Genomic DNA, 25,289 nt, shown 5'->3' on the forward strand with positions numbered 1-25,289 from the left:
CGAGTGGGTCAGTAGTCGCCGGACATGATGTTCACCAGCTCCTCGCCGGCGGCGTACCGGTGGAGCTGCTCGCGGACCAGCCGGTGGGCGCGCGGCCACATCGCACTGCTGGCGCCGCCGACGTGCGGGGAGATGAGCAGGTTCGGGGCGTCCCAGAGGGCGTGGTCCTCGGGCAGCGGCTCGACCTCGGCGACGTCGATCGCCGCGTGGATCCGGCCGCTGTCGAGCGCCTCGAGCAGCGCAGGGGTGTCGACGACGGCGCCGCGGGCGACGTTGACGAGCAGCGCGCCGTCCTTCATCGCGGCCAGGAAGCCGGCGTCGACCAGGCCGCGGGTGGCGTCGGTGAGCGGGACGACGAGGATGACGACGTCGGCGCGCGGGAGCAGGGTGGGCAGCTCGTCGATGGCGTGCACCCGGGGCTCACCGCCGCGGGCGGTGCGGGCGACCCGGACCACCTCGACCTCGAAGGGCAGCAGCCGCCGCTCGATCGCCTCCCCCACCGCGCCGTACCCCACGATCAGGACGCGGCGGTCGGCGAGCGCGGGGTACCAGGCGGTGCGCCACTGGTGGCGGTCCTGGTCGCGCACGAAGGTGGGGACGCCGCGCAGGCTGGCCAGGGTGAGCGTGACCGCGAGCTCGGCGGTCGAGGCGTCGTGGATGCCGCGGCCGTTGCAGAGCGTGACCCCCTCGGGGACGTGCGGGCGGATGTTGTCGACGCCCGCGGTCAGGGTCTGGATCACCTCGAGGCCGGTCATCGCGCCGAGGACCTCGGAGACGCGCGGCCCGACCTGGTACGGCGGGACGTAGAACCGGACCTCGCCCACGCTGTCCGGCACGTGCTCGGTGGGGTCGACGACCTCGTAGCGCAGGCCGTCGGGCGGGTCACCTCCCTGGTCGCTGAGCTCGGCGGGGTCGAACGGCAGCCAGACGAGTCGGTCGGTCATGCGCGGCCTCCCAGCAGGGCGTGACGGTCGATCGCGCTGGCGTCCGTGAGCGAGGCGACCTGGTCGAGGACGACCCGCAGCCGGGCGGTGTCGTCGGGGGCGGCGTGCCAGTCGTCGGCGAAGGGGCGGTCGAGCGCGTCGGGCCCACGGCGGGCGAGCTCCGCGACGAGCTCGCGGAGCAGGTCGCGCTGGCGCTCCATGAGCGCGACGCGGTCGTCGGCCTGCATGACGTAGTGGGCGGCGACGCCCTTGAGGACCGCGATCTCCAGGCGGGTCTCGTCCGGTACGACGAGGTCGGCGCGGTAGCGAACGAACGGCCCCTCGCTCGCCGCGAAGGTCGCGTGCTGGACCGCGCCGCAGAAGCGGCCGATGACGTCGCTGGTGAGGTTCTTCAGGGCCGCGAGCGAGCGCCGGCTGCCGTCGTACGGCGCCGTCGGCCAGCTGCCGACCGACCGGAGCCCCGCGAGGGCGGCGTCGAGGACGTCGTCGGCGGCGTCGGGGAGGTACCAGTCGCGCACGGCCTGCCAGACCGCCGCGGTGTCGAGGGCGGTGAGGTCGATGCGGCCCGCGACCACGCCGTCCTCGACGTCGTGGACCGAGTAGGCGACGTCGTCGGCGAGGTCCATCACCTGCGCCTCGACGCACTGCCGGGTGCCGTCGGCGGCCCGGCGCATCCAGTCGAAGACCGGCCGGTCGTCCTCGTAGACCCCGAACTTGCCGTCGGCACCGGCCTCGGCGACCCGCCAGGGGTACTTCGTGCAGGCGTCGAGGGTCGCCCGCGTGAGGTTGAGGCCGACGGACGCGCCGGAGGCGTCGACGGTCTTGGCCTCGAGGCGGGTCAGCAGCCGCAGCGTCTGGGCGTTGCCCTCGAAGCCGCCGCAGGACTCCCCCACCTCCGCCAGCACCCGCTCGCCGTTGTGCCCGAACGGCGGGTGGCCGAGGTCGTGCGCGAGCGCGGCGGTCTCCGCGATGTCCGGCTGGCTGCCCAGCGCCCGGGACAGGTCGCGGGCGACCTGGGCCACCTCGAGGCTGTGGGTGAGCCGGTTGCGCACGAAGTCGTCGCTCTGCGGGCCGACCACCTGGGTCTTCGCCGCCAGCCGCCTCGAGGACGCGGCGTGCACCAGCCGGGCCCGGTCCCGCTCGAACGGCGTGCGCTCGGGCGCGTCCACGCGCTTGGGCGGCTCCTCGACCAGGCGCTCGCGCGCGGCCGCGTCGTACAGATCGTCCATCGGACGCAACCCTAGGGGACTGCTTGACCTCAACCGGGCTTGAAGTCGTCTGATGTCCGCCATGACCGTCTCCACGACCGATCTCGACGAGATCCGCGCCCTCATCGACGACGTCGCCGCCGGCGTCAACAGCCACGACCCCGACCGCTGCGTCGCCCACGTGCACGCCGACGCCGTCTTCGTCGTCGCCAACGGGTCGCGAGCCCACGGCCGGGCGGCCGTCCGCGCGGCACACGAGCGGGCGTTCGCCGCGGCGGCGACGCCGGCTGGGGACGCCCGGTTCGTGGTGCTGGACGCGGCGTTCCCGCGCCCCGACCTGGCCGTCGTCACGACCGGCGCCTACCGCGCCGGACCGGACGAGGCGGTCGACCTCGAGCGTCCGTCGATGGTCGTGCTGTGGACCCTGGCGCGCGAGGCCGGCGGGTGGTCGGTCGTCGCCCGGCAGTTCACGCCGGTGGGCTGACCCGGGTGCTCAGTACGTCGAGACGTGCACGTGGTCCATGTGGTTGGCGGTCGGCGAGCCGTGGTCGCCGTACGCACGCCAGCCCTCGGAGGCCCGCTCGGGCGTCCAGATCCGGTCCCACCAGATGACGTCGTAGAGGTGCAGCTCGGCGGCGTGCTGCTGGAGGAACGCCGCGATCGTGTCGCCGAGGGCCTTGTCGCTGGTCATGATGTCCAGCGCCTTGCCCGAGGAGTGCTCGCCGTGGGCGTCCCAGCCGCCGTACGACGTGATCTGCGGGAAGGCGTGGCAGACCGAGCGGTAGACGTAGACCGCGTTGGAGGTCAGGCCACTCTCGACCGACGGGTCGGGGCAGGGCTCCATCGAGAGGCCGGCGGCGGCCGTGAGCGGCTTGTCCTCGGAGAGGTAGCCGGTCGTCACCCAGCGGGACTCGCCGTCGACGACGATCTCGACCCGGTCGGCGGCGCGCCGCCCGGTGATCAGCACCTGCTTGCCGGCCGCGATCTCGCCGTCCTTGCCGGCGGACTCCGCGGGGCCGGTCCAGAGGTTGAGCGCCGTGGTGGTCCACATCTTCGTGTGGGCGTCGCTGACGGCGCGGTAGGTCGCCGTACGGGTCACGCTGCGGTCGAAGGCCGCCTGGAGCGAGGCGCGGCCGGTCGACCGCGACTCCGAGCGGGACGCGACGTCACCGTGGTGCAGCGACCCGGCGGCGGCGCCGGAGATGCTGGCCGCGTCGTTCGTCGCGAGCAGGGTGCTGGGGTGGGGGTTGCTGGCGACGACGCCGATGGTGACGGCGGAGGCGGTCGCGAGCAGGGCAAGCGGCGCGGCCACGGTGGCGGCACGGGGCTTGCGGCGGGCATCGGTGTCCCGCTTGTGGCGATGGTCTGCCACAGCGCTGATCCTTTGCTGGTTGCGGTCAGGACGCGTCACCTACGTCATCGGCGAGCACCCGGTGATCTACCCGGATAGTTGATAACGAAACGGCAACGACGGCCGAGTCAACCACAGCCAAAGTCGACTGTCCGAATCTTGATTGAGAAATCTCGGCGTGTTCCCGGTCACCCGCCGGTGGTCTCGTCCGCGTCCTCCTGGAGGTGGCAGCCCGCCCCATCGGCGTCGTCGAGCCAGCCCTCGGGCAGCACGACCCGGTCCCGCGGGGAGCCCTGGCGGCCGCGCGGCGTGCCGAGCTCGCTCGCCGGGAACGGCTCGTCGGGGTCGAGGTCGGCGAGCAGCCCGTCGAGGTCGGCGAGGGTCGAGACCAGGCCGAGCGACTTGCGCATCTGGCCACCCGCGGCGAAGCCCTTGAGGTACCAGGTGACGTGCTTGCGGAACTCCTTGCAGCCCCGCTCCTCCCCCATGTGCTGGCACAGCAGCTCGGCGTGGCGGCGCATCATCGCGGTCACCTCGCCGAGCGTCGGCAGGGTGGCGACCTCCTCGCCGCGGAAGGCGGCGGCCAGGTCGCGGAAGAGCCAGGGCCGGCCGAGGCAGCCGCGGCCGACGACGACGCCGTCGGCGCCGGTCTCCTCGACCATCCGGAGCGCGTCCGCGGCCTCCCAGATGTCACCGTTGCCGAGGACGGGGATCTCGACGCTCGCGGCCAGCTCGCCGATCGCGTCCCAGTCGGCCTGACCGGAGTAGGCCTGCGCGACGGTGCGTCCGTGGAGGGCGATCGCGGCGACCCCCGACTCCTGGGCGATCCGCCCGGCGTCGAGGTAGGTCAGGTGGTCGTCGTCGATCCCCTTGCGGGTCTTCATCGTCACCGGCACGTCGTACGGCGTGGCCGCGGCGACGGCATGCTCGAGGATCTCGCCGAGCAGCCCGCGCTTCCACGGCAGCGCACCGCCACCGCCCTTGCGGGTGACCTTGGGGACGGGGCAACCGAAGTTGAGGTCGATGTGCGCGACGCCGTACTCCGCGCAGAGGATCTCGGCCGCCTTGCCGACGTAGACGGGGTCGGTGCCGTAGAGCTGCACCGAGCGGGTGGTCTCGAGCTCGTCGAAGACGAGCATGTCCTTGGTGTGCTGGTCACCCTCGACCAGGCCGCGGCTGGTGATCATCTCGCAGACGTAGAGGCCCGCGCCCTGCTCGGCGCAGAGGCGCCGGTAGGCGGCGTTGGTGATGCCGGCCATCGGGGCGAGCACCACGGGGACGTCGACCGTCAGGGAGCCGAGGGTCAGCGGTGCGGGCATGGCTTCATTGTCCGCACGGACGCGGCGGCCGCCCAAATCCACCGCCGGCGCGAGAGTTTCATCGGCCGGCCGATGAAACTCCCCCAGGACGGCCGAGGTCAGCCCTTCTTCTTGCCGCTCTTCTTCTTGCCGTCGTCCTTGGCGGGCTTGTAGGTCGTGACGTCGCCGGTCCAGATGATCGGGTCGAAGGTCTCCTCCGGCCGGAAGCTGACGGCGTCGAGCTGACCGTGGTCGGGCGCGAGGTAGACGAGGCAGACGTCCTCCTTCGCGCCCGGCTTGAACTTGTCCGGCAGGGCGGTGCTCGGGCACGGCGCGAAGGCGCTCGCGAACGGCGTCGACTCGAGCAGGACGTTCTGGTCGTTGACGACGTAGAGGGGCACCCGGCGGCCGCCGAGGTCGGTGTCGCCGACGTTCTTCACGGTGGCGCGCACGAAGTAGGGCGTCGACTTCTGCTGCTCGGAGCTCAGCTGCCAGGCGCCGAACGAGTCCTTGATCGTCGTCTTCTCCAGCGAGCTGACCGTGATGTCGAGGGTGCCGACGAGGTTCTGCCGCGGCTCCCACGCGACGGTCGCCTCGTCCCCCACCGACAGGTGGGTGCCGGGCGGGGTCAGCTGGACGCCGTCCGGCACCGGGAGGTACGGCGTGGCGCTCGTCGAGCCGCTCGGGCTGGTCGGCGACCCACCGTCGCTGGAGTCGTCGTCGCTGCTGGAGCACCCGGCCACGGCCAGGGCACCGGCCAGGGCGAGCGCGAGCAGGCTCGCCCGTGTGGAACGCCGCGTCATTCGGTCAGTGTGCACGAGCCCGGGCGTCAGCAACCGACGAAACGCTCGGCGAAGTAGCCGGTGATGCGGTCGAGCGAGACCCGCTCCTGCGCCATGGTGTCGCGCTCGCGCACGGTGACGGCCTGGTCGTCGAGGGTCTCGAAGTCGACCGTCACGCAGTACGGCGTACCGATCTCGTCCTGGCGGCGGTAGCGGCGGCCGATCGCGCCGGAGTCGTCGAAGTCGACGTTCCAGCCGGCGCTGCGCAGCGTCATCGCGAGGTCCTTCGCCTTCGGCGAGAGGTCGGCGTTGCGGCTCAGGGGCAGGACCGCGACCTTGACCGGCGCGAGGCGCGGGTCGAGCTTGAGCACGACGCGCTTGTCGACGCCGCCCTTGGTGTTGGGCGCCTCGTCCTCGGTGTAGGCGTCCACGAGGAAGGTCATCAGGCTGCGGGAGAGGCCCGCCGCCGGCTCGATGACGTAGGGCATGTAGCGCTCGTTGTTGGCCTGGTCGAAGTAGGAGAGGTCCTGACCGGAGTGCTTGGAGTGGGTCGACAGGTCGAAGTCGGTGCGGTTGGCGATGCCCTCGAGCTCGCCCCACTCCGACCCGGCGAACTTGAAGCGGTACTCGATGTCGACGGTGCGCTTGGAGTAGTGGCTGAGCTTCTCCTGCGCGTGCTCGTAGTGACGCAGGTTGTCGGGGTCGATGCCGAGGTCGACGTACCACTTGGTGCGCTCGTCGATCCAGTACTGGTGCCACTCCTCGTCCTCGCCCGGCTTGACGAAGAACTCCATCTCCATCTGCTCGAACTCACGGGTGCGGAAGATGAAGTTGCCCGGCGTGATCTCGTTGCGGAAGCTCTTGCCGATCTGGGCGATGCCGAACGGCGGCTTCTGGCGGCTCGAGGTCACCACGTTGGCGAAGTTGATGAAGATGCCCTGGGCGGTCTCGGGGCGCAGGTAGTGGAGGCCGGACTCGTCCTCGATGACGCCGAGGTAGGTCTTGAGCAGGCCGGAGAACTGACGCGGCTCGGTCCACGCGCCGCGGGTGCCGCAGTTGGGGCAGGCGATCGTGGACATGTCCACGTCGTCGGGGTTGTCGATGCCCTTCTTCTCCGCGACCTCCTCCTGGAGGTGGTCGGCCCGGAAGCGCTTGTGGCAGGACTGGCACTCGGTCAGCGGGTCGGTGAAGGTGTCGACGTGGCCGCTCGCCTCCCACACCTGACGGGGCAGGATGATGCTGGAGTCGAGGCCGACCATGTCGTCGCGCATGGTGACCATGGACTTCCACCACTGGCGCTTGATGTTCTCCTTGAGCTCCACGCCGAGCGGGCCGTAGTCCCAGGCCGAGCGGGTGCCGCCGTAGATCTCACCGCACGGGAAGACGAAGCCCCTGCGCTTCGCGAGCGAGACGACGTGGTCGACGGTGGACGGCGGCGGCTTGGCCACGATGGAGCTCCTGCTGGTCGGCCGGCTGGCTGCCGGTCTGGCGTTTCGGTGGAGGGTTCAGCCTAACGAGCGAGGCGAGCCGATATTCAAGGTGGTGCCGGGCTCCGCGGCCTCGTACGCCGACGGCTCCTCGATCGCCCGGCTCAGGATCGCGACCGCACGCAGCTTCACGTCGTACGACGAGAGCGCTCGGCGATAGCTGCCGACGTTCTCCCACCGGGTGCTGAGCACCCAGAGCTCGGGATCGTCGACGTTGCGGCCGATCTCGCCGCCGGCGTACCCGGCACACGCGGCGAGCGCCTCCCGGGCGGTCGCGAGGTCGACGCGGAACGCCTCTCCGTCCGCCTCGGGCACGCGGAACCTGTTCACGACGAGCACGGGCAGATCGTAGCGACGACCGGAGTTGACAATCATTCTCAACTGCAGTGAGAATCGTTCTCATGAAGAGTCTCGCCGTCGCGGCCATCGGTGCCGCGCTCCTGCTCCCGGTCGTCAGCGGTTGTGCCGCGTTCACCGACGACTCCGCCTCCTCCGCCGACGGAGTCGAGGTCGCGGCGGCGTTCTACCCCCTGCAGTACGTCGCCGAGCGGGTCGCCGGCGACCGGCTCGGTCACGGCGTCACCGTCGAGACCCTCACCGCCCCCGGCGGCGAGCCGCACGACCTGGAGCTGAGCCCCAAGCAGGTCGCCGACGTCGCCCAGGCCGACCTGGTCGTTTACGAGCGCGGCTTCCAGCAGTCGGTCGACGACGCGGTCGACACCAACGCGACCGGCGACACCGTCGACGCGGCCTCGGTCGTCGACCTGGTGCCCTTCCGCGAGCACGGGGTCGACTCCGACGAGATCGATCCGCACTTCTGGCAGGACCCGCTCATGCTCGCCGACGTCGCCGACACGGTCGCCGACCACCTCGCGGACATCGACCCCGGCCACGCGGACGACTACCAGGCCAACGCCGACGACCTGCGCTCCGACCTCGAGCAGCTCGACCAGGACTACACCGCCGGCCTCGCCTCCTGCGAGCGCAGCACGGTCGTGGTCAGCCACGACGCATTCGGCTACCTCCAGCGCTACGGCATCCAGATGAAGGCGATCCTCGGCCTCTCCCCCGAGTCCGAGCCGACGCCCGCCGACCTCGCCGAGCTGCAGGACCTGGTCAAGAGCGAGGGGATCACCACCGTCTTCTCCGAGACACTTGCACCCAAGGAGGTCGCCGAGTCGCTCGCCCACGACACCGGTGTGAAGAGCGCCGTGCTCGACCCGATCGAGGGCCTCTCGGACGAGACCGCGGACGAGGACTACCTTTCCCTCATGCGCTCCAACCTGTCGGCCCTCCAGGAGGCGAACGGCTGTTGAGCGCGACACCCCCCGTCATCGAGCTGCGCGACGGCGCCGTCGCGATCGCCGGCCGGCCGATCGTGCGGCACGTCGACCTGGCAGTCTCCTCAGGTGAGTTCGTCGCCCTGATGGGCGCGAACGGGTCCGGCAAGTCGACGCTGGTCCGGGCGCTCACCGGCCTCCGCCCGCTCGCAACGGGGTCGCTGCGCCTCTTCGACACCCCACTCGATTCCTTCCACGACTGGCAGCGGATCGGCTTCGTCCCGCAGCGCGGCGGTGCCGCCTCCGGCGTACCCGCCTCGGTCTGGGAGGTCGTCGCGTCGGGGCGGCTGACCCGGCGCCGGCTGCTGCGGCCGCTGGGTCGCGCCGACCGGGCCGCGATCGACGACGCTCTCGAGGTCGTCGGCCTGGCCGACAGGGCGAAGGTCGGCGTGTCCACGCTCTCCGGCGGCCAGCAGCAGCGGGTGCTCATCGCCCGGGCGCTCGCCGGCGAGCCCGAGCTCTTCTTCCTCGACGAGCCGACGGCCGGCGTCGACCTGCCCAATCAGCAGGCGCTCGCGGACGCCCTCGGCACCCTCTCGGACCGCGGCGCCACGGTCGTCCTGGTCGCGCACGAACTCGGCCCGATGGCGCCGCTGATCGACAGGGCGGTCGTGATGCGCGACGGCCGGGTCGCCTACGACGGGCCGCCGCTCACCAGCGAGCAGGTCGCCACCGCCCACCTGGACCTGCACACCCACGACCACGGTCACCACCACCGCGACCACGAGCAGCACCACCACGACCACGCCCCGCACGTCTCCTCGCTCCTGGACGGTGACCGATGACCCCCCCCATGAGCGACTTCCTCGACCTGCTCGGCCTTCCCTTCATGCAGCGGGCGATGATCGCCGCCGTCTTCACGGGCCTGGCCGCTCCCGCCGTCGGCACCTATCTCGTCCAGCGCCGTCAGGCGCTGATGGGCGACGGCATCGGCCACGTGGCCGTCACCGGCGTCGCGCTCGGCCTGCTGACCCACACCTCCCCTACCTGGACGGCGGTCCTGGTAGCGGTCGCCGGCGCGATCCTGATCGAGATCATCCGCGAGCGTGGCCACACGAACGGCGACGTCGCGCTGGCGCTGCTCTTCTACGGCGGCCTCGCCGGCGGCGTCCTGCTCACCGGGCTGGCCAACGACAGCGGCGCCCGGCTGCAGACCTACCTCTTCGGCTCGATCGTCTCGATCGCGATCTCCGACGTCATCGTCACGATGGTGCTCGCCGCGGTCGTGGTGCTGATCTGCATCGGGCTCGCCCCGCAGCTCTTCGCGGTCGCGCAGGACCAGGAGTTCGCCCAGGTCGCGGGGCTCAATATCCGCCTCTACAACCTGATGGTGGCGGTGCTCGCCGCCGTCAGCGTGACGGTCGCGATGCGGACCGTGGGCCTGCTCCTGGTCTCGGCCCTGATGGTCGTCCCGGTCGCCACTGCCCAGCAGGTGACCCGCTCGTTCCGGACGACACTGGGCGCGGCGATGGTCCTCGGCACGGTCGCCTCCCTCGGCGGCCTGCTGATCTCGGCGTACACCTCCACGGCGTTCGACGCGCGGGTCACGCCCGGCCCGACGATCGTGCTGCTTGCCCTGGCCGGCTTCGCGCTCGCCTGGCCGGTCGGCATCTGGCTGCGCTCGCAGCGCCGGCTCCAGACCCCCTTCCCCGTCGTACCGGCTGTGCCACACGAGGTGGCCGACGAGCACGCGCACGAGCACGGCTCCGACTGCGGCCACGTCGCGGTGCCGCACGGCGACCACGTCGACTACGTCCACGACGGTCACCGGCACGCCGTCCACGGGAAGCACTATGACGAGCACTGAGCAGAGCGGGGGCATGCGGCCCACCAAGCAGCGCCGCGCGGTCGTCGAGGCGATGGAGTCCTTCGCCGACTTCCGCTCCGCCCAGGAGATCCACGAGCTGCTCGGCGAGCGCGGCGAGCCCGTCGGTCTGGCCACGGTCTACCGGACCCTCCAGCGGCTCGCCGACGCCGGCGAGGTCGACCAGCTGCGCACCGAGGACGGCGAGGCGATCTACCGTCGGTGCTCGGAGACCCATCACCACCACCTGGTCTGCCGCGAGTGCGGCGCGACCGTCGAGGTCGAGGGCCCTGCGGTCGAGCGGTGGACGCGGAGCATCGCCGCCGAGCACGGGTACGGCGAGGTCAGCCACACCCTCGAGATCTTCGGGACCTGCGCCCGCTGCGGCTGAGGGATCAGCGCCCGAGCGGCAGCAGCACCCGGAAGCGGCTGCCGTGGCCGGGCCGGCTCTCCACCTCGACCCGGCCACCATGGCCCTCGACGATGTCCTTCGCGATCGAGAGCCCCAGCCCCGCGCCCGCGATGGCTCGGCGCTCGGCCTCGCGGCTGCGGAAGAAGCGGTTGAAGAGCCGGTCGATGTCGTCGGGCTCGATGCCGATCCCCGTATCGGTGACCTCGAGCACGGCCTGGTGGTCCTCCCCCGCCAGCCGGACCCGGACCGACCCGCCGGACTGGGTGTACTTCACGGCGTTGGAGACGAGGTTGTCGACGACCTGCGCGATCCGCTGCGCGTCCGCGACGATCGCCATCGAGTCGGGGGCGACCATCGACAGGTCGACGCCGGACTCCTCGGCTGCGGTGCCCATCGCATCGACGGTGTCACGGACGACGTCGGCCAGGTCGATCCGCTCGCGCGCGTAGTCGACCGCGCCGGCGTCGTGCTGGGCCACCGACAGCAGGTCGGCGATCAGCCGGTGGAGCCGCTCGGTGTTGCGCTGGATCACGGCGAGGTGCTTGCGCGCGCCGAGCGACAGCTGGGTGTCGTCCTCCAGCAGCTGGGAGTAGCCGACGATCGAGGTGAGCGGCGTGCGCAGCTCGTGGGAGACGAGGGCGACGAACTCGTTCTTCACCTGGAGCGCCCGCATGATGTCGGTGACGTCGGTGTAGCCGAGCGCGGCGCCCTCGAACGTGCCGTCCTCGGAGCGGATGGCCCGGGCCGAGACCGAGATCGCCCGGCGGGTCTCCGGGTCCTCACCGACCCAGATCCGGACCTCGTCGAACTCCTCGCCCTGGGCGGCGCGGGAGCTGGGCGCGGCCTCGGCGGCGAGCGGGGTGCGACCGTCGGCGTCGAAGACGAGGCCGCTCTCCTGGCCGGCGCGACCGTCGTGACCGTCGGGGTAGCCGAGGTCCACGAACTCCTGGTGCCGGCGGTTCATGCCGATGTAGCGACCGCTGCCGTCGAGGAGCAGCAGCCCGACGTCGACGGTGTCGAAGATCGCGTCCGACACCCGCCGCTGGTGGGCGATCGTCTCGAGCGCTCCGGCGAGCCGGTCACGCTGGTGCTCGGCCTCGGCGCGCTCGTGGTTGACCCACTCCATGCTCTCGGCGATCACCAGCGCGGCGGCACCGGCGACGACCGGGTAGAGCACCGCCCGCGCGGTCTCGACCGGCGCGAACCCGGCGTACATGATCGACGGGACGGAGACCAGGAGCACCACCGCGACCACGCTGATCACGACGCCGCGACGGCCCGCGATCCGGCCGAGCCAGAGCACGGGCATCACGATCAAGAGGCCGCTGCCGGCGTCCGGGTCGAGGCGTGCCAGCCCGACCGCGAGGAGGTCGGCCACCGCCAGCACGATCGGTGCGTGGGGGGCACGGCCGGGACGCAGCAGCGGCGTGACCGCCGCCAGCACCGCCACGATCAGCAGGGAGGCCATCGGCCAGGACACCCACGGCCACCGCGCGCCGAAGGCGTAGCGCAGGCCGAGGTCGAGCAGGTAGAGCGCGGTGAAGCCGTACTGGAAGACGCGCGGATCGGTCATCGAGGTGGACAGCCACCGCCGTCTCCCCGTGCTCAGCGCACTCGTGCCCATGTCCCCCGGCCTCTCTCCCGCTGGGGTCTTCGTAGCACGGTTGTCACACGTTGGGGAGTGCTCCGCCGTAACGACGGTCACGACGTGCATACAGCTCGATCGCGTGCCACAGGTGGCGCCGGTCGACGTCGGGCCAGAGCACGTCGGTGAAGACCATCTCGGAGTACGCCGCCTGCCACAGCATGAAGTTGGAGAGCCGCTGCTCCCCCGACGTGCGCCAGACCAGGTCGGCGTCGGGCAGCTCGGGCACGTAGAGGTGCTTGGCGAAGGTCTTCTCGCTGACCTTCTCCGGATCGAGCCGGCCGGCGGCCACCTCGCGCGCGATGCCGCGGGCCGCGTCGGCGAGCTCGGCCCGGCCGCCGTAGTTGACGCACATGGTGAGCGTGAGGACCTTGTTGTGCTTGGTCATCTCCTCGGCGACGCGGAGCTCGTCGATCACCGACTTCCACAGCCGCGGGGCACGGCCGGCCCAGCGCACCCGGACGCCGAGCTCGTGCATCTCGTCGCGGCGGCGCCGGATCACGTCGCGGTTGAAGCCCATCAGGAACTTCACCTCGTCGGGCGAACGCGACCAGTTCTCGGTGGAGAACGCGTAGGCCGAGATGGCACCGACGCCGAGCTCGATCGCACCCTCGACGACGTCGAAGAGCGAGTGCTCGCCCTGCTCGTGACCCTTGGTGCGCGGCAGGCCGCGCTCCTTCGCCCAGCGCCCGTTGCCGTCCATGACGATCGCGACGTGGTGCGGGACGAGGTCCTTCGGGATCGCCGGCGGCCGGGCCCCCGAGGGGTGCGGCGTCGGCCGTCGTACGGCGCGCTTCACGCCACGACCCTAGGGCACGACTCCTGATCCGGCCGCGCTCACGAGGCGAGCCGCGCGGACGACGGGAGCGGCAGCACCACCCGGAACTCGCTGCCCTGCCCGAGCTCGCTGTCGACCTCGATCCGGCCGCCGTGGCCCTCGATGATCGCCTTGGCGATCGAGAGCCCCAGACCGACGCCCTGGATCGCGGCGAGGGTCGCCTCGCGGGTCCGGTAGAAGCGGGTGAAGACGTGCGCGTGGTCCTCGGGACTGATGCCCATCCCGGTGTCGTGGATCCGGATGACGACGTGGTCGGTCTCGACGGCGGCGTGCACGCCGGCCTGACCGCCGGGGCCGGTGTACTTGATCGCGTTCGAGACCAGGTTGGTGACCGCGCGGCCGAGTCGACCCGGGTCGCCCCGGAAGCGCAGCGCGGCCGGCACGTCGACCGTCAGCGCGACACCGGCCTTCTCGGCGTGGGCCCGCGCGGCTGTCACGCAGTCGTGGATGATCGAGGCGAGGTCGGTGTGGGTGTGCCCGACGACCGGCTCCGGACGCGGGGTCGAGCCCTCGCTGAGCAGGTCGCCGACCAGCCGCTCGAGGCGGTCGGCGTTGCGGGCGACGGCGTTCAGGTGCTTGTGGAGCAGGTCGTCGAGGTCGGGCCGGTCGCGCATCACCGCGACGTACCCGACGATCGAGGTCAGCGGCGTCCGGAGCTCGTGCGAGACCAGCGCCATGAACTGGTCCTTCACCTGGAGCGCCCGCATCAGCTCGGTGACGTCGGTGTAGGAGACCGCGGCACCCAGCAGGTTGCCGTCCTCGTCCTCGACCCGGCGAGCCGAGATCGACATCGCGCGGCGGGAGGCCTCGTCCCGGCCCACCCAGACCCGGACGTCGTCGAACTCCTCGCCACGCCGCGCGCGGGAGGTCGGCACCACGTCGACCGGGAGGCGCGAGGTGCCGTCCTCGTCGAAGACCCACGGATCGGCGAGGTCCCCACCCGGGTAGGCCATCTCGGAGAACTCCGCGAGCCGCTGGTTGATGAGCAGCGGCTGGCCGTCGGCGCCGAGCAGGGCAAGCCCGATGTCGACCGCCTCGAAGATCGCCTCGGCCGACCGCCGGTTGCGCTCGATCACCTTCATCGCGGCGAGCAGCTCGGCCTCACGCTCTTCTGCGCGAGCCTGCGCCGCGCGGGCGGCGGTGAGCCCGGCGCTGATGGCGACGGCACCGACGCCGGCGACGACCGGCAGGACCACCAGCCGCTCGAGGGTCGCGGGACCGACACCGTGCGCGATCAGCCCCGGCAGGCTGATGAAGGCGAGGGTGGCCGCCACCGCGAGCCCGGCACCGCCCAGGCCGAGCTCGAGACCGAGGTAGAGCGCCGGCAGGACGAGCAGGGGAGAGGCCCCGCCGAGGTCCGACCCGGCGGCCAGCATCCCGAGGGTCGCGATGCTGAGGACCGCGACCGCGAGGATCAGCCACCGGCGCTCGATCGCTCCGGGGATGGTCAGCACGACCGTGAGCAGCACGGCGATGCCGACCCCGGCCACCGGCCAGGAGAGCGGCTCGACCTCGGCGCCGCCCAGGGCGCGCAGCACCAGGATCGCGGCCAGCAGGGCGGCGAACCCGCCGTGCAGCACGCGCGGATCCGGGCGGCCGGCGTTCCAGCGCAGCTGGGTGCACAGCCACCGGCCACGCTCCATCCAGCTCTTCACCGCGGACCTCTCGACAACCCGGTCTGTCGGGGTTCTGTTCGGCAGGTCCGTCGGCGACTTGAGCGTCGCGTCGTGTGGTCAGGACCGCACGACGTACGGCAGCGACTTCAGGCCGCGCTCGAGGTGCCAGGCGAGGTAGCCGGCGACGAGCGAGCTCGCCTCCCGCTGGTGCCGCGGGTCGGCGGCGTCGACGACCGCCCAGTCACCGGCGAGCAGCGCCCCGAGCAGGGCGACCGTCTCGGGCGCCGGGCTGGCCGACCCGGGGACCCGGCAGGTGACGCAGAGGATGCCGCCCATCGACGGGTTGAACCACCGGTGCGGTCCGGCACCGGGGTTGGGGAACGTGCCGCAGCGCGCGCAGTGGTCGAAGGACGGCGCGTAGCCGGCGACCGACAGCGAGCGCAGCAGGTAGGAGTCGAGCACCTGCCCGGAGCCGTGCTCGCCCTTGACCATCGCCCGCAGCCCGCCGACCAGCAGCAGGAACTGCTGCACCGACGGCTCGCGCTCCTCGGTCACCAGCCGGTCGGCGGTCTCGAGCATCACCGTGCCGGCGGTGTAGCGGTCGTAGTCGAGCCCGAGGTCCCCGGCGTAGAGCGTGAGCGTCTCCGCCTGGGTGATCGTGTCGAGGTTGCGCCCCTCGGCGAGCTGGAGGTCGACGTGGCTGAACGGCTCCAGCCGGGAGCCGAACCGCGACGTGGTGCGGCGTACGCCCTTGGCGACCGCGCGCACCCGTCCGTGCTGCCGGGTCAGCAGCGTGATGATGCGGTCGGCCTCACCCAGCTTGTGGGTGCGCAGCACGATCGCCTCGTCGCGGTAGAGCACCCCCCTATTGTGCGGGGCGACCGTCAGGATCCGGCACGCCGACGGCGGCGTGGCGCGTGCCAGGCCCGGGTCGCGAGGTCGAGCGCGGCCTCGTCGAGGCGCCCCGGGCGCAGGCGCCACTCGAGGGCGGTGCGGGCGCGGACGAGGGTGGCGTCGGGGAGCTCGCCGGCCAGCATCTCCGCGTCGGCGTAGGGGCGCATCGGGTCCCACGGGTGACCGACGACCAGGGCCGGCACCCGGATCCGGCGACGCTCCAGCGCCGAGGGCGCGGCGCGGCCGAAGAAGAGGCCGTGCACGAGCGCCGCGACCGCGGCCGGACGCTGGTCGCAGGCATCGAGCGCGATCCCGGCCCAGAAGGGCACCACGCCACGCGGGACCGGCCGGGTCGCGCGCCGCAGCGCCGAGACGGCCAGCGGCAGGAACCGGGCGGTCAGCAGCAGCGGCCCGAAGGTGAGGATCCCGGCCTCGACCCCGTTGTCGAGGATCGGCGCCTCCAGCAGCAGTCCCCGGACCCGACTGGGGGCGATCGCGGCCACCTCCAGCGCGATGTTGGCGCCGAGCGAGGGGCCGCCGACCACGGCCTGCGGGGCGCCGACGTGGTCGAGGAGCGCGACGACCTGCTCGGCGAACGCCGTCACTGAGTAAGCCTGGGGGTCTGCCGGCCGATCAGAACGTCCGTGACCGAGCAGATCCAGCGTGAGGACGTGCAGCCCGCCGGCGGCAAGTGTCCGGGCCAGGGGCTGCTGCATCCGGCGCGGGAGGAGCTCGCCGGGCAGGAGCACCACCCAGGCGTCGCCCGCGCCGTACTCGGTGAACTCGAGGCGGTCACGACCGGCGTGGGTCTCGACGAAGAACTGCCCGATCCGCTCCGACACCAGCACACCGACCATGCCGACACGGTAGTCGACGACTATGGGTTGACCCGGTCGTGCCTGAGGATGGGGGGCATGTCCGTCCCGGGGCCGTCGCGTCCGCAGCCGCTGCTCGGCTGGTACGGCGCTGCGTCGCTGCTCGCGCTGATCTTCGCCGCCGGGCTGGGCGCCGTCGTCCTCGCCCCGCAGACCGGACCGGTGGCGGCGTGGTACCCGGCGGCCGGTGTCTCGGTGGCGCTGCTGGCCCTCTCGCCGCGCTCGCGCTGGCTCGCCCTCGCGGTCTCGGTCACGGTGGTGACGGCCGCGGCGAGCATCCTCGGCGGCCGTGACCCGGAGGTGACGCTGGTCTACGCGACAGGCAACGCGTGCGAGGCGCTCTTCGCGGCGTGGGTGCTGCGGCACGGCGCTGACGAGGTGCCGCGGCTGCGCGGCACCGAGGACATGGTCCGGATCCTCGTCGCCGGTCTGGCCGGCGCCGCCTCGATCACGGTCTTCGCCACCGTCGGCGCCGCGACGCTGACCTCGACCGACCCGTGGGCGATCGCGCGGACCTTCTTCACCAGCCACCTCGCGGCGACCCTCATCGTGGTGCCCGCTGCGTTGTCCCTGGCCGCGACCCGCGAGCGCCCGCGCCGGATCGCCGAGACGACGGTCCAGGCGCTCGCCCTGGTCACCGCGACCGCGGTCGTCTTCTGGCCGGGCCACGGGCTCTCGCTGGAGTTCGCTCCCCTGCCCTTCCTGGTCTGGGCGGCGCTCCGCCTCGACCTGCGGGTGGTCACGCTCGAGCTCGTCGCGGTCAGCGCCGCGGTGACCCTCTTCAGCCTCCACGGCGGCGGGCCGTTCGGCTACGACTTCGAGCGCGGCGCCGTCGGCGCCGACTCGGCCGCCTCGCTGGTCCAGCTCTACCTGCTCACCAGCGCGTTCCTCACCGTCCCGCTCGCGATCACCGTCGAGCAGCGCCGGTCGCTGATCGGGGAGCTCCTCGACAGCGAGCAGATGACCGAGGCGACCCTCGACACCACCGCCGCGCTCATCCTCGTCACCGACCTCGCCGGCACCGTCGTCCGGGTCAACCAGGCGGTCACCGCGCTGACCGGGTACGCCGAGGACGAGCTGCTCGGCCGGCACATCGAGGACATGCCGTTCGCCCCACCGGGGTCGTCCGGCTACCCGGCCGGCCTGCCCGAGGAGCCGGACGGCCAGGTCGGGCGCGAGACCGGAGCGGTCACCCGCGGCGGCGACCGGATCAAGATCCTCTGGAACACCAGCTACGTCCGTGACGAGCGCGGCCGCCCGACGTACGTCGTCATCACGGGCACCGACCTGACCGCCGAACGTGCCGCGGCCGGGCTCAACCAGCACCTGCTCCAGGCCGCGATCACGACCGCGCTGATCGGCATCGACCCGCAGGGTCGGATCACGCTCTTCAACGCCGGCGCGGAACGGCTGCTCGGCTACGACCAGCAGGACATGGTCGGGGTGCCCTTCGTGCAGGTCATCGAGTCGGCGCAGCTCGTGGAGCGCACCGGGTCCGCCGACCCCGTGGACGCGTTCGCGGCGCTGGTCGGGACGATCGGCGCCGAGGGGACCACCAGCCAGCGCGACTGGACCTGGACCGGCGAGGACGGCCGACGGCTGACCGTCTCGATGACCCTCGGCATCGCCGGCGACGCGCTCTCCTCCCGCGTCGGCTACCTCTGCGTGGGGCGCGACGTCACCGAGGCCCGGGCCAGCCAGGAGCTGCTCGTGGCCGCGCTCGAGAAGGAGCGGGTCGCGGTCGAGCGGCTGCGGAAGGTCGACTCGGCGAAGAACGAGTTCGTGTCGACGGTCAGCCACGAGCTGCGGACGCCGGTGGCCAGCATCGTCGGCTACACCGAGATGCTCCAGGACGGCACCGTCGGCGAGCCGACCTCGATGCAGGGACGCCTGCTGGCGAGCATCGAGCGCAGCGGCAAGCGCCTGATCGCGCTCTGCGACGACCTGCTGACCCTCGGCGGACTCGACAGCGGCTCCGCCGAGATCGACCGCGACGTCGTCGACCTCTCCGAGCTGGTCGACGCCGCCGCCGACGCGATGCGTCCGCTGCTGGCCGGCCGCGACCTCGACGTCGACTTCGGGGCCACCGGCCCGGTGGAGGTGCTCGGCGACCGGGCCCAGCTCGACCGGGTCCTGATCAACCTGCTCAGCAACGCCGTGAAGTTCACCGAGGACGGCGGCCGCATCGAGTGCCGCACCGAGGTGCGCGACTCCGAGGCGGTCCTCGTCGTCAGCGACACCGGCATCGGCATCCCCGTCGAGGAGCAGTCGGAGCTCTTCGAGCGGTTCTACCGGTCCTCGACCGCGCAGGACCGGGCGATCCAGGGCACGGGGCTCGGACTCTCGATCGTGGCCGCGACGGTCGCGGCCCACGGTGGGCGGATCGACGTCCGCTCCGCCCACCTCGAGGGCACCACGATCACGGTGCGGCTGCCCCGCGCCCGCGTGTCGGCTACGCCCGGTTCACCGCGCTGATCACGGCCTTCAGCGACGCCGTCACGATGTTCGCGTCGATGCCGACGCCCCAGTAGGTCGTGCCGCGCACGACCAGCTCGACGTACGCCGCCGCGAGCGAGTCGCCGCTCGCGGTGAGGGCGTGCTCGGCGTAGTCGAGGAGCCGCACGTCCCAGGGGTCGACTCCGGGCGGGTGCGGAAGCTCGTTGATCGCGCCGATGAAGGCCGAGAGCGGGCCGTTGCCCTCGCCGTGGAGGCTGGTGAGCTCACCGTCGACGTACACGTTGACGTCGAGGGCGTCCTTCTCCCCCGCCGCCGACGAGGTGTGGACGGAGTTGAGCTTGAGCGGGGTCTCGCGGTCGAGGTACTCGGCGCGGAAGATGCTCCAGATCTCGTCCGCGGTGAGCTCGCCGCCCTCGGCGTCGGTGTGCTCCTGGATGACCCGGCTGAACTCGATCTGCGCGCGACGCGGCAGGTCGAGCTTGTGCTCGGCCTTGAGCAGGTAGGCGACGCCGCCCTTGCCGGACTGGCTGTTGACCCGGATGACCGCCTCGTAGCTGCGACCGACGTCCTTGGGGTCGATCGGGAGGTACGGCGCCTCCCACGGCAGCGTCCCGACCGGGACGCCCTGCTCGGCCGCCTGGCGGTCGAGGTCCTCCAGGCCCTTCTTGATGGCGTCCTGGTGGGAGCCGGAGAAGGCCGTGTAGACCAGGTCCCCGGCGTACGGGTGGCGCGGGTGGACCGGCAGGTTGGTGCAGTACTCGACGGTGCGACGGATCTCGTCGATGTCGGAGAAGTCGATCATCGGGTCGACGCCCTGGCTGAAGAGGTTCATGCCCAGCGTCACCAGGTCGACGTTGCCGGTGCGCTCGCCGTGGCCGAAGAGGCAGCCCTCGATCCGGTCCGCGCCGGCCATCGTCGCGAGCTCGGTCGCGGCGACCGCAGTGCCGCGGTCGTTGTGGGGGTGCAGCGAGATGACGGTGTTCTCCCGGCGGGTGAGCTGGCGGCCGAACCACTCGATCTGGTCGGCGTAGACGTTCGGCGTCGCGACCTCGACGGTGGCCGGCAGGTTGAGGATGATCTCGCGGCCGTCCTCGGGCTGCCACACGTCGGAGACCGCCTCGCACACCTCGACGGAGAACGGCAGCTCGGTGCTGGTGAAGATCTCGGGGCTGTACTCGTAGCCGATGACGGTCACGTCGAGGTGCGCCTCGACGTACTTGGTGACCAGCTGGGTGCCGCGGACGGCGATGTCCTTGATCTCGTCCTTGCTGGCGCGGAAGACCACGCGGCGGAAGAGCGGGGCCAGCGCGTTGTAGAGGTGGATGTTGGCGCGCGGCACGCCGATCAGCGACTGCACGCTGCGCTCGATGAGGTCCTCGCGGGCCTGGGTGAGGACGGAGATCGTGACGTCGTCGGGGATGTGGTCGCCCTCGATCAGCTGGCGGACGAATGCGAAGTCGGTCTCGCTCGCGCTCGGGAAGCCGACCTCGATCTCCTTGTAGCCCATCTTCACGAGCAGGTCGAACATCGTCATCTTGCGGGCCGGGCTCATCGGGTCGATGAGCGCCTGGTTGCCGTCGCGCAGGTCGGTGGAGAGCCACCGCGGCGCCTCGGTGATCGTCCTGGACGGCCAGGTGCGGTCGGGCAGGTCGATCGGCGGGAACGCGCGGTAGCGGTGGAACGGCATCCCGCTGGGCTTCTGGCTCTGCCGGATATCGAAGGGGGTGGTCATGGGGTCCTCGCTGGTGGGTCGTCGTCGGTCTCGTGAGGGCCGGCGCACGCGATCACTCCGCAGCGAGGGGGTCCGGCTCTGCTCAGACCTCGCTGCGGCAGCGAAGGAGGAGGCTGCGCATCATGACCCGGTCACCATAGCACCGAGCCTCGGGCGGTCGACCGGATCGTCCTACCTGACGAAATGGTCGCGGATCGGCCCGGAGCACGACCATCCCGTCAGGTGCGACGGGCGGGGGCGGCCGCGGGAGGGTGGCAGGGTGGGCGCATGCCGCGGCTGCTGATCGTCCACCACTCGCCCACCCCGGCCGTGCAGGCGCTGACGGACCGGGTGATCGCCGGGGCGAACGACGACGAGATCGAGGGCGTGGAGGTCGTCGTGCGCGCGGCGCTGGAGGCGCGGGCCGAGGACGTGCTCGCGGCGGACGGCTACCTGCTCGGCACGACGGCGAACTTCGGCTACATGAGCGGCGCGCTCAAGCACTTCTTCGACACGATCTTCCTGGAGGCGGGCGGAGCCCTGGGCGAGGACGGCTCCGCGAGCGCGGCGACCGGCGGGAAGAAGCCGTTCGGGCTGTGGGTGCACGGGCGGTACGACGCGACCGGCGCCGTCCGGTCGGTGCTCTCGATCGTCGGGGCGCTGCCCTGGACGCAGGCGGCGGAGGTCCTCGAGGTGATCGGTGACGTCGACGACGAGCACGAGGCGGCGGCGTACGAGCTCGGCGGGACGCTGGCGGCCCTGCTGACCTGACCCCGGTACGATCGCCGCTGGCCCCGCCCGAGGAGAACTGTTGTCGCCCGTTCCGCACCACCTGCGCACGCTGGCTGCGCTGCTCGCGGTGGCGACCCTCTGCCTGGCCGGCTGCGGTGACCAGAGCGCGCCCGCAGCGGACGAGAAGGCGCCCGAGCTCGGCGCCTGCCGGGTGCTGACGCCCGAGGACGTGGCCAAGCCGAGCAACGACACCGACAGCGTCGCCTGCAGCGAGGACCACACGGCTGAGACGTACGCCGTGGGCGACCTGCCAGCCGACCTGCACGACGCCGACTACGACAGCGCCGAGCTGGGCTCGTGGGCCTACGAGACCTGCTCGGAGCGCTTCATGGACTTCCTCGGCGCCGACGACAGCCTGGTGATGCGCACCGTGCTGAGCTGGGCGTGGTTCCGGCCGTCCGAGGCGGCCTGGGACGACGGAGCCCGGTGGTACCGCTGCGACGTGGTCGGCGGCGGCGAGCAGAGCAAGGATTACGTCCAGCTGCCCACGACGGCCAAGGGCCTGCTGCTCGGCCTGCCGAAGGACCGCTGGATGGTCTGCGCCGAGGGGGCCACGGTGTCCGGCTCGGTGAAGGTGCCCTGCACCGAGACCCACGACTGGCGCGCGGTCACGACGATCTCGCTGGACAGCCTCGGCAAGGACTACCCGGGCGACCGGCTGGTCGAGGTCAAGACCCGCGACTTCTGCTCGTCCTCGGTCGGCGCCTGGCTCAACTACCCCGTCGACTACGACTACGGCTACACCTGGTTCCGCCAGGCCGAGTGGGAGGCGGGCAACCGCCGGTCGGTCTGCTGGGCGAAGACACCGAAGTGAGTCGGATGAAGGTCGTCGCCGTCCTCGTCGCCGCCCTCGCCGTGCTCGCCCTCGGTGCGTGCACCGGCAGCGACGAGACGCCGGACGCCCCGACGTCGACCAGCGCCACCCCGAGCGCCACGGCGACCCCGGAGGCGGCGCCGAGCCCACCGGGGCCGCGCGCCTGCCACGACCTCACGTACGACGCCGCGGTGGCGCCCACCGACGAGGCCGACCCGGTCGACTGCGCGGCGCGGCACACCACGATGACCTTCGCGGTCGGGCGCCTGGACACCCAGGTGGACGGTCACCTGCTGGCCGTCGACTCCGACCGCGTCCGCGAGCAGGTGGCGACCGAGTGCCCGCAGCGATTCGCGACGTTCGTCGGAGGCACCCTCGAGCAGCGGCGACTCAGCATGCTGCGCACCGTCTGGTTCACGCCCACGGTCGCGGAGTCGGACGCCGGCGCCTCGTGGTTCCGATGCGACGTCGCGGCCCTCGCCGGCGACGACGAGCTCACCCCGCTGGCCGGTCGGCTCGCCGGCGTGCTGAACAGCGAGGAGACGCGCGACCGCTACGCGATGTGCGGCACCGCCCAGCCCGGCAGCCCGGACTTCGCCCGGGTCATCTGCTCGAGCAAGCACTCGTGGCGGGCCGTGGCGACCGTGACCTTCGCCGAGGGCGACTACCCCGGCGTCGACGAGGTCCGGTCGGCCGGCGACACCCCGTGCAAGGACGCCGGTGCCGCCGCGTCCGGCGGGTCGTTGGACTACCAGTGGGGCTACGAGTGGCCGACGGCCGCGCAGTGGAAGGCCGGCCAGACCTACGGCATCTGCTGGGTGCCGTCGACCTAGTGTCGCGGGTGGAAAGTATCTGGATGGTTGGTGTCGTCAGGGTGCGTGCCATGGCGGCTCGAACCGTCCAACGACTTTTCGCCCGCGGCACTAGCCCGCGAGCTGGGCGGCCATCTTCTCCATCAGCGTCGTGAGCCCCTTGAACGGGCGCACCATCACGGTGAAGTCGACGAGCCGGCCGTCGCTCCCCCACGTGAGCATGTCGACGCCGTGCACCGTGATCCCGTCGAGCTCGGCGCGGAACTCGAGCACGGCGGAGTCCTCGGCGTACCACTCCCGCACGTAGGTCAGCGTCGGGCCGAGCACGGCGATGGCGGCGGAGAGGTACGCCGTGGTGAGCGCCTTGCCCTCCTGGGTGCGGTGCACCGCGGGCGAGTGGAAGGTGCAGTCGTCGGCGAGAAGAGCGTCGAGCTGGGACGGGTCGCGGGCCTCGGCGAGCGCGTGCCAGGCCGCCACGGGTGCGGGTGTGGTCATCAGAACCCCAGCTTCCGGAGCTGGCGCGGGTCGCGCTGCCAGTCCTTGGCGACCTTGACGTGGAGGTCGAGGTAGACGGGGGTGCCCAGCAGGGCCTCGATCTGCTGGCGCGCCCGCGAGCCGATCGACTTCAGCCGCGAGCCCTTCGGGCCGATGATGATGCCCTTCTGGGAGTCGCGCTCGACGTAGACGTTGGCGTGGATGTCGAGCAGCGGCTTGTCCTCGGGCCGGTCCTCGCGCAGCTGCATCTCCTCGACCACGACGGCCACCGAGTGCGGCAGCTCGTCGCGCAGGCCGTCGAGCGCGGCCTCGCGCACCAGCTCGGCGACCAGGATCTCCTCGGGGGCGTCGGTGAGGTCGCCGTCGGGGTAGAGCTGCGGGCCCTCGGGGAGCAGCCCGACCAGCAGGTCCTGGAGGAGCTGCACCTGGTCCCCGGCCTTGGCCGAGACCGGCACGATCTCGGCCCACTCGACCCCGATCTCGGCGCCGAGCGCCTGGATGTCGAGGAGGTGCTGGCCGATCTGCTCGGCGGACGCGAGGTCGGTCTTGGTCGCGATCGCGACCTTGGTGGTGCGCTTGATCTTGGCCATCTCGGTGGCGATGAAGCGGTCGCCCGGCCCGATCTTCTCGTTCGCCGGGAAGCAGACCGCGACGACGTCGACCTCGGCCAGCGTCGTCGCCACGAGGTCGTTGAGCCGCTCACCGAGCAGGGTGCGCGGTCGGTGCAGGCCGGGGGTGTCGACGAGGATCAGCTGGGCGTCCTCGCGGTGCACGATGCCGCGCACGACGGTCCGGGTGGTCTGCGGCTTGTCCGAGGTGATGACGACCTTCTGGCCGACCAGCGCGTTGGTGAGCGTGGACTTGCCGGCGTTGGGCCGCCCCACGAAGGAGACGAACCCGCTCCGGTGGCTCTGCTCGTCGGTGGTGGTCATGCGTTGTCCCTCGCCTCGTCGTACTCGGCCCAGATCTGCTCGTCGCTCTTGCCCGCTGCCTTGCCGGCCCGGTAGATCGGGCCCGGGTCGACCGCCCGGGGCTGGCGCTGGGCGACGCCGCGCCAGTAGCCCATCACGTCGTACGCCGTGCTCGGGAGTCGGCGCTCGCGCATCAGGTGCTTGCGGATCGCGCGCATCTGCGCGGACTCGCCGGCCATCCAGAAGTAGCCGTCGCCCTCGGGCCAGTCGATGCCCTCGACCGCCTCGGCGAGCCGGCTCTCCCCGTGGCCCGGCGGCGTGAGCCAGGCGACCTCGGCCCGGTCGGGCAGGTAGGCCGGGAGGTCGTCGGGCACCTCGGCCCAGATCCGGGTGGGGACGTCGACCGACTCGGCGACCCGCGCCATCGCGGGCATCGCGGTGAGGTCGCCGACCAGCAGCAGCCACGCGGCGTCGTCGGGCATCGCGAAGGAGCCCTTGGGCTCGCTGATCGTGACGGTCTCCCCCACCACGTCACGCTGCGCCCACTCCGTCACCAGGCCGACCTCGTGGACCACGACGTCGACCACGAGCTCACCGCCGACCCAGGACCGCACGGTGTAGTAGCGGCTCTGGAACTGGCCGGGGACGACCAGTCCGACCCACTCGTCCGGCACACCGGTGCTGGCGAAGTCGGCCAGGCCCGGTCCACCCAGGGTCAGCCGGACCAGGTGGTCCGAGAGCTGCTCACGACGCAGCACCTCCGCGTCGTACTGCTGGGCCCTCGTGCTCACCCGTCCACGTTA

At 72.0% G+C, this 25,289-nt stretch carries 25 protein-coding genes; 9 read left to right on the forward strand and 16 right to left on the reverse strand.

Translation table 11 applies throughout. The features are described 5' to 3' along the window. Window positions 1-8: 8 nt before the first annotated feature. Window positions 9-944 carry a 2-hydroxyacid dehydrogenase gene (locus tag K8U61_RS22810; RefSeq protein ID WP_224125311.1) on the reverse strand — a complete coding sequence of 312 codons (936 nt, stop codon included), beginning with the start codon at window positions 942-944 and terminating at the stop codon, window positions 9-11. Beyond that, on the reverse strand, window positions 941-2,173 hold the full coding sequence (locus K8U61_RS22815; RefSeq protein ID WP_224125312.1) for a deoxyguanosinetriphosphate triphosphohydrolase: 1,233 nt from the start codon (window positions 2,171-2,173) through the stop codon (window positions 941-943). The genes K8U61_RS22810 and K8U61_RS22815 overlap by 4 nt, the downstream gene beginning before the upstream one ends. Window positions 2,174-2,225: 52 nt before the next feature. Between K8U61_RS22815 and K8U61_RS22820 the strand changes: the two genes are divergently transcribed. Next, window positions 2,226-2,636, forward strand: a complete 411-nt coding sequence (locus K8U61_RS22820) for a YybH family protein (protein WP_224125313.1) — start codon at window positions 2,226-2,228, stop codon at window positions 2,634-2,636. 9 nt (window positions 2,637-2,645) lie between these two features. Here K8U61_RS22820 and K8U61_RS22825 read toward each other — a convergent pair whose 3' ends face one another. From K8U61_RS22825 to K8U61_RS22845, 5 genes are all read right to left on the reverse strand, one after another. After that, window positions 2,646-3,524 carry a VldE C-terminal domain-containing protein gene (locus tag K8U61_RS22825; RefSeq protein ID WP_224125314.1) on the reverse strand — a complete coding sequence of 293 codons (879 nt, stop codon included), beginning with the start codon at window positions 3,522-3,524 and terminating at the stop codon, window positions 2,646-2,648. 167 nt (window positions 3,525-3,691) lie between these two features. After that, window positions 3,692-4,822 carry a tRNA dihydrouridine synthase DusB gene (dusB, locus tag K8U61_RS22830; RefSeq protein WP_224125315.1) on the reverse strand — a complete coding sequence of 377 codons (1,131 nt, stop codon included), beginning with the start codon at window positions 4,820-4,822 and terminating at the stop codon, window positions 3,692-3,694. Window positions 4,823-4,920: 98 nt separating this feature from the next. Continuing rightward, a complete protein-coding gene (locus K8U61_RS22835) occupies window positions 4,921-5,604 on the reverse strand; it encodes a hypothetical protein (RefSeq protein WP_224125316.1) in 684 nt (227 codons plus the stop codon). 26 nt (window positions 5,605-5,630) lie between these two features. Then, window positions 5,631-7,031 (reverse strand): glycine--tRNA ligase, encoded by a 1,401-nt coding sequence (locus K8U61_RS22840; RefSeq protein ID WP_224125317.1) that lies wholly within the window; start codon window positions 7,029-7,031, stop codon window positions 5,631-5,633. 57 nt (window positions 7,032-7,088) lie between these two features. Beyond that, complete coding sequence (locus K8U61_RS22845) at window positions 7,089-7,409, reverse strand: antibiotic biosynthesis monooxygenase family protein (RefSeq protein WP_308043311.1); 321 nt, start codon at window positions 7,407-7,409, stop codon at window positions 7,089-7,091. A 62-nt stretch (window positions 7,410-7,471) separates the two neighbouring features. Here K8U61_RS22845 and K8U61_RS22850 point away from each other — a divergent pair, with 62 nt between their 5' ends. Genes K8U61_RS22850 through K8U61_RS22865 form a run of 4 tightly spaced genes read left to right on the forward strand, consistent with a single transcriptional unit; the run spans window position 7,472 to window position 10,605 of the window. Beyond that, window positions 7,472-8,386 (forward strand): metal ABC transporter substrate-binding protein, encoded by a 915-nt coding sequence (locus tag K8U61_RS22850; protein WP_224125319.1) that lies wholly within the window; start codon window positions 7,472-7,474, stop codon window positions 8,384-8,386. Further along, window positions 8,383-9,195, forward strand: coding sequence for a metal ABC transporter ATP-binding protein (locus K8U61_RS22855; RefSeq protein WP_224125320.1), 813 nt, complete (start codon window positions 8,383-8,385; stop codon window positions 9,193-9,195). The genes K8U61_RS22850 and K8U61_RS22855 overlap by 4 nt, the downstream gene beginning before the upstream one ends. A gap of 8 nt (window positions 9,196-9,203) precedes the next feature. Beyond that, the gene (locus tag K8U61_RS22860; protein ID WP_224125321.1) at window positions 9,204-10,217 is read left to right on the forward strand and encodes a metal ABC transporter permease; all 1,014 of its coding nucleotides are present in this window, start codon (window positions 9,204-9,206) and stop codon (window positions 10,215-10,217) included. A gap of 13 nt (window positions 10,218-10,230) precedes the next feature. Next, window positions 10,231-10,605: a Fur family transcriptional regulator gene (locus tag K8U61_RS22865; protein ID WP_272491986.1), complete on the forward strand. Its 375-nt coding sequence runs from the start codon at window positions 10,231-10,233 to the stop codon at window positions 10,603-10,605. A gap of 4 nt (window positions 10,606-10,609) precedes the next feature. Here K8U61_RS22865 and K8U61_RS22870 read toward each other — a convergent pair whose 3' ends face one another. From K8U61_RS22870 to K8U61_RS22890, 5 genes are all read right to left on the reverse strand, one after another. Further along, a complete protein-coding gene (locus tag K8U61_RS22870; protein WP_224125323.1) occupies window positions 10,610-12,199 on the reverse strand; it encodes a sensor histidine kinase in 1,590 nt (529 codons plus the stop codon). Between the two features lie 94 nt (window positions 12,200-12,293). Further along, a complete protein-coding gene (locus K8U61_RS22875) occupies window positions 12,294-13,070 on the reverse strand; it encodes an isoprenyl transferase (RefSeq protein WP_224125324.1) in 777 nt (258 codons plus the stop codon). Between the two features lie 38 nt (window positions 13,071-13,108). Then, complete coding sequence (locus tag K8U61_RS25610) at window positions 13,109-14,764, reverse strand: sensor histidine kinase (RefSeq protein ID WP_224125325.1); 1,656 nt, start codon at window positions 14,762-14,764, stop codon at window positions 13,109-13,111. Between the two features lie 78 nt (window positions 14,765-14,842). Next, on the reverse strand, window positions 14,843-15,586 hold the full coding sequence (gene recO / locus K8U61_RS22885; protein WP_224125326.1) for a DNA repair protein RecO: 744 nt from the start codon (window positions 15,584-15,586) through the stop codon (window positions 14,843-14,845). Between the two features lie 23 nt (window positions 15,587-15,609). Further along, the gene (locus K8U61_RS22890; protein ID WP_224125327.1) at window positions 15,610-16,476 is read right to left on the reverse strand and encodes an alpha/beta fold hydrolase; all 867 of its coding nucleotides are present in this window, start codon (window positions 16,474-16,476) and stop codon (window positions 15,610-15,612) included. 57 nt (window positions 16,477-16,533) lie between these two features. On the opposite strand from K8U61_RS22890, the gene K8U61_RS22895 reads away from it, so the two are divergent. After that, window positions 16,534-18,969 (forward strand): ATP-binding protein, encoded by a 2,436-nt coding sequence (locus K8U61_RS22895; protein ID WP_224125328.1) that lies wholly within the window; start codon window positions 16,534-16,536, stop codon window positions 18,967-18,969. Here the strand turns inward: K8U61_RS22895 and leuA are convergent. Further along, window positions 18,947-20,683, reverse strand: a complete 1,737-nt coding sequence (gene leuA / locus K8U61_RS22900) for a 2-isopropylmalate synthase (RefSeq protein ID WP_224125329.1) — start codon at window positions 20,681-20,683, stop codon at window positions 18,947-18,949. The two genes, K8U61_RS22895 and leuA, sit on opposite strands and share 23 nt — an antisense overlap. A 267-nt stretch (window positions 20,684-20,950) precedes the next feature. Here leuA and K8U61_RS22905 point away from each other — a divergent pair, with 267 nt between their 5' ends. The 3 genes from K8U61_RS22905 to K8U61_RS22915 are packed head-to-tail and all read left to right on the forward strand — an operon-like array spanning window position 20,951 to window position 23,101. After that, complete coding sequence (locus K8U61_RS22905; RefSeq protein WP_224125330.1) at window positions 20,951-21,433, forward strand: flavodoxin family protein; 483 nt, start codon at window positions 20,951-20,953, stop codon at window positions 21,431-21,433. Window positions 21,434-21,473: 40 nt separating this feature from the next. Further along, a complete protein-coding gene (locus tag K8U61_RS22910) occupies window positions 21,474-22,268 on the forward strand; it encodes a septum formation family protein (RefSeq protein WP_224125331.1) in 795 nt (264 codons plus the stop codon). A 5-nt stretch (window positions 22,269-22,273) separates the two neighbouring features. Beyond that, entirely contained in the window at window positions 22,274-23,101 is an 828-nt protein-coding gene (locus tag K8U61_RS22915) for a septum formation family protein (protein ID WP_224125332.1), read from the forward strand. Window positions 23,102-23,191: 90 nt separating this feature from the next. On the opposite strand, the gene K8U61_RS22920 is transcribed toward K8U61_RS22915, so the two are convergent. From K8U61_RS22920 to K8U61_RS22930, 3 genes are read right to left on the reverse strand one after another with little or no spacing between them, the layout of a single operon-like run. Then, entirely contained in the window at window positions 23,192-23,575 is a 384-nt protein-coding gene (locus K8U61_RS22920) for a nuclear transport factor 2 family protein (protein ID WP_224125333.1), read from the reverse strand. Beyond that, window positions 23,575-24,507 carry a GTPase Era gene (gene era / locus K8U61_RS22925; protein ID WP_224125334.1) on the reverse strand — a complete coding sequence of 311 codons (933 nt, stop codon included), beginning with the start codon at window positions 24,505-24,507 and terminating at the stop codon, window positions 23,575-23,577. Before era ends, K8U61_RS22920 begins: the two co-directional genes overlap by 1 nt. Further along, window positions 24,504-25,277, reverse strand: coding sequence for a siderophore-interacting protein (locus tag K8U61_RS22930; RefSeq protein WP_224125335.1), 774 nt, complete (start codon window positions 25,275-25,277; stop codon window positions 24,504-24,506). The genes era and K8U61_RS22930 overlap by 4 nt, the downstream gene beginning before the upstream one ends. Window positions 25,278-25,289 lie beyond the last annotated feature (12 nt).

Source organism: Nocardioides mangrovi, assembly GCF_020073815.1.
GTDB lineage: Bacteria > Actinomycetota > Actinomycetes > Propionibacteriales > Nocardioidaceae > Nocardioides > Nocardioides mangrovi.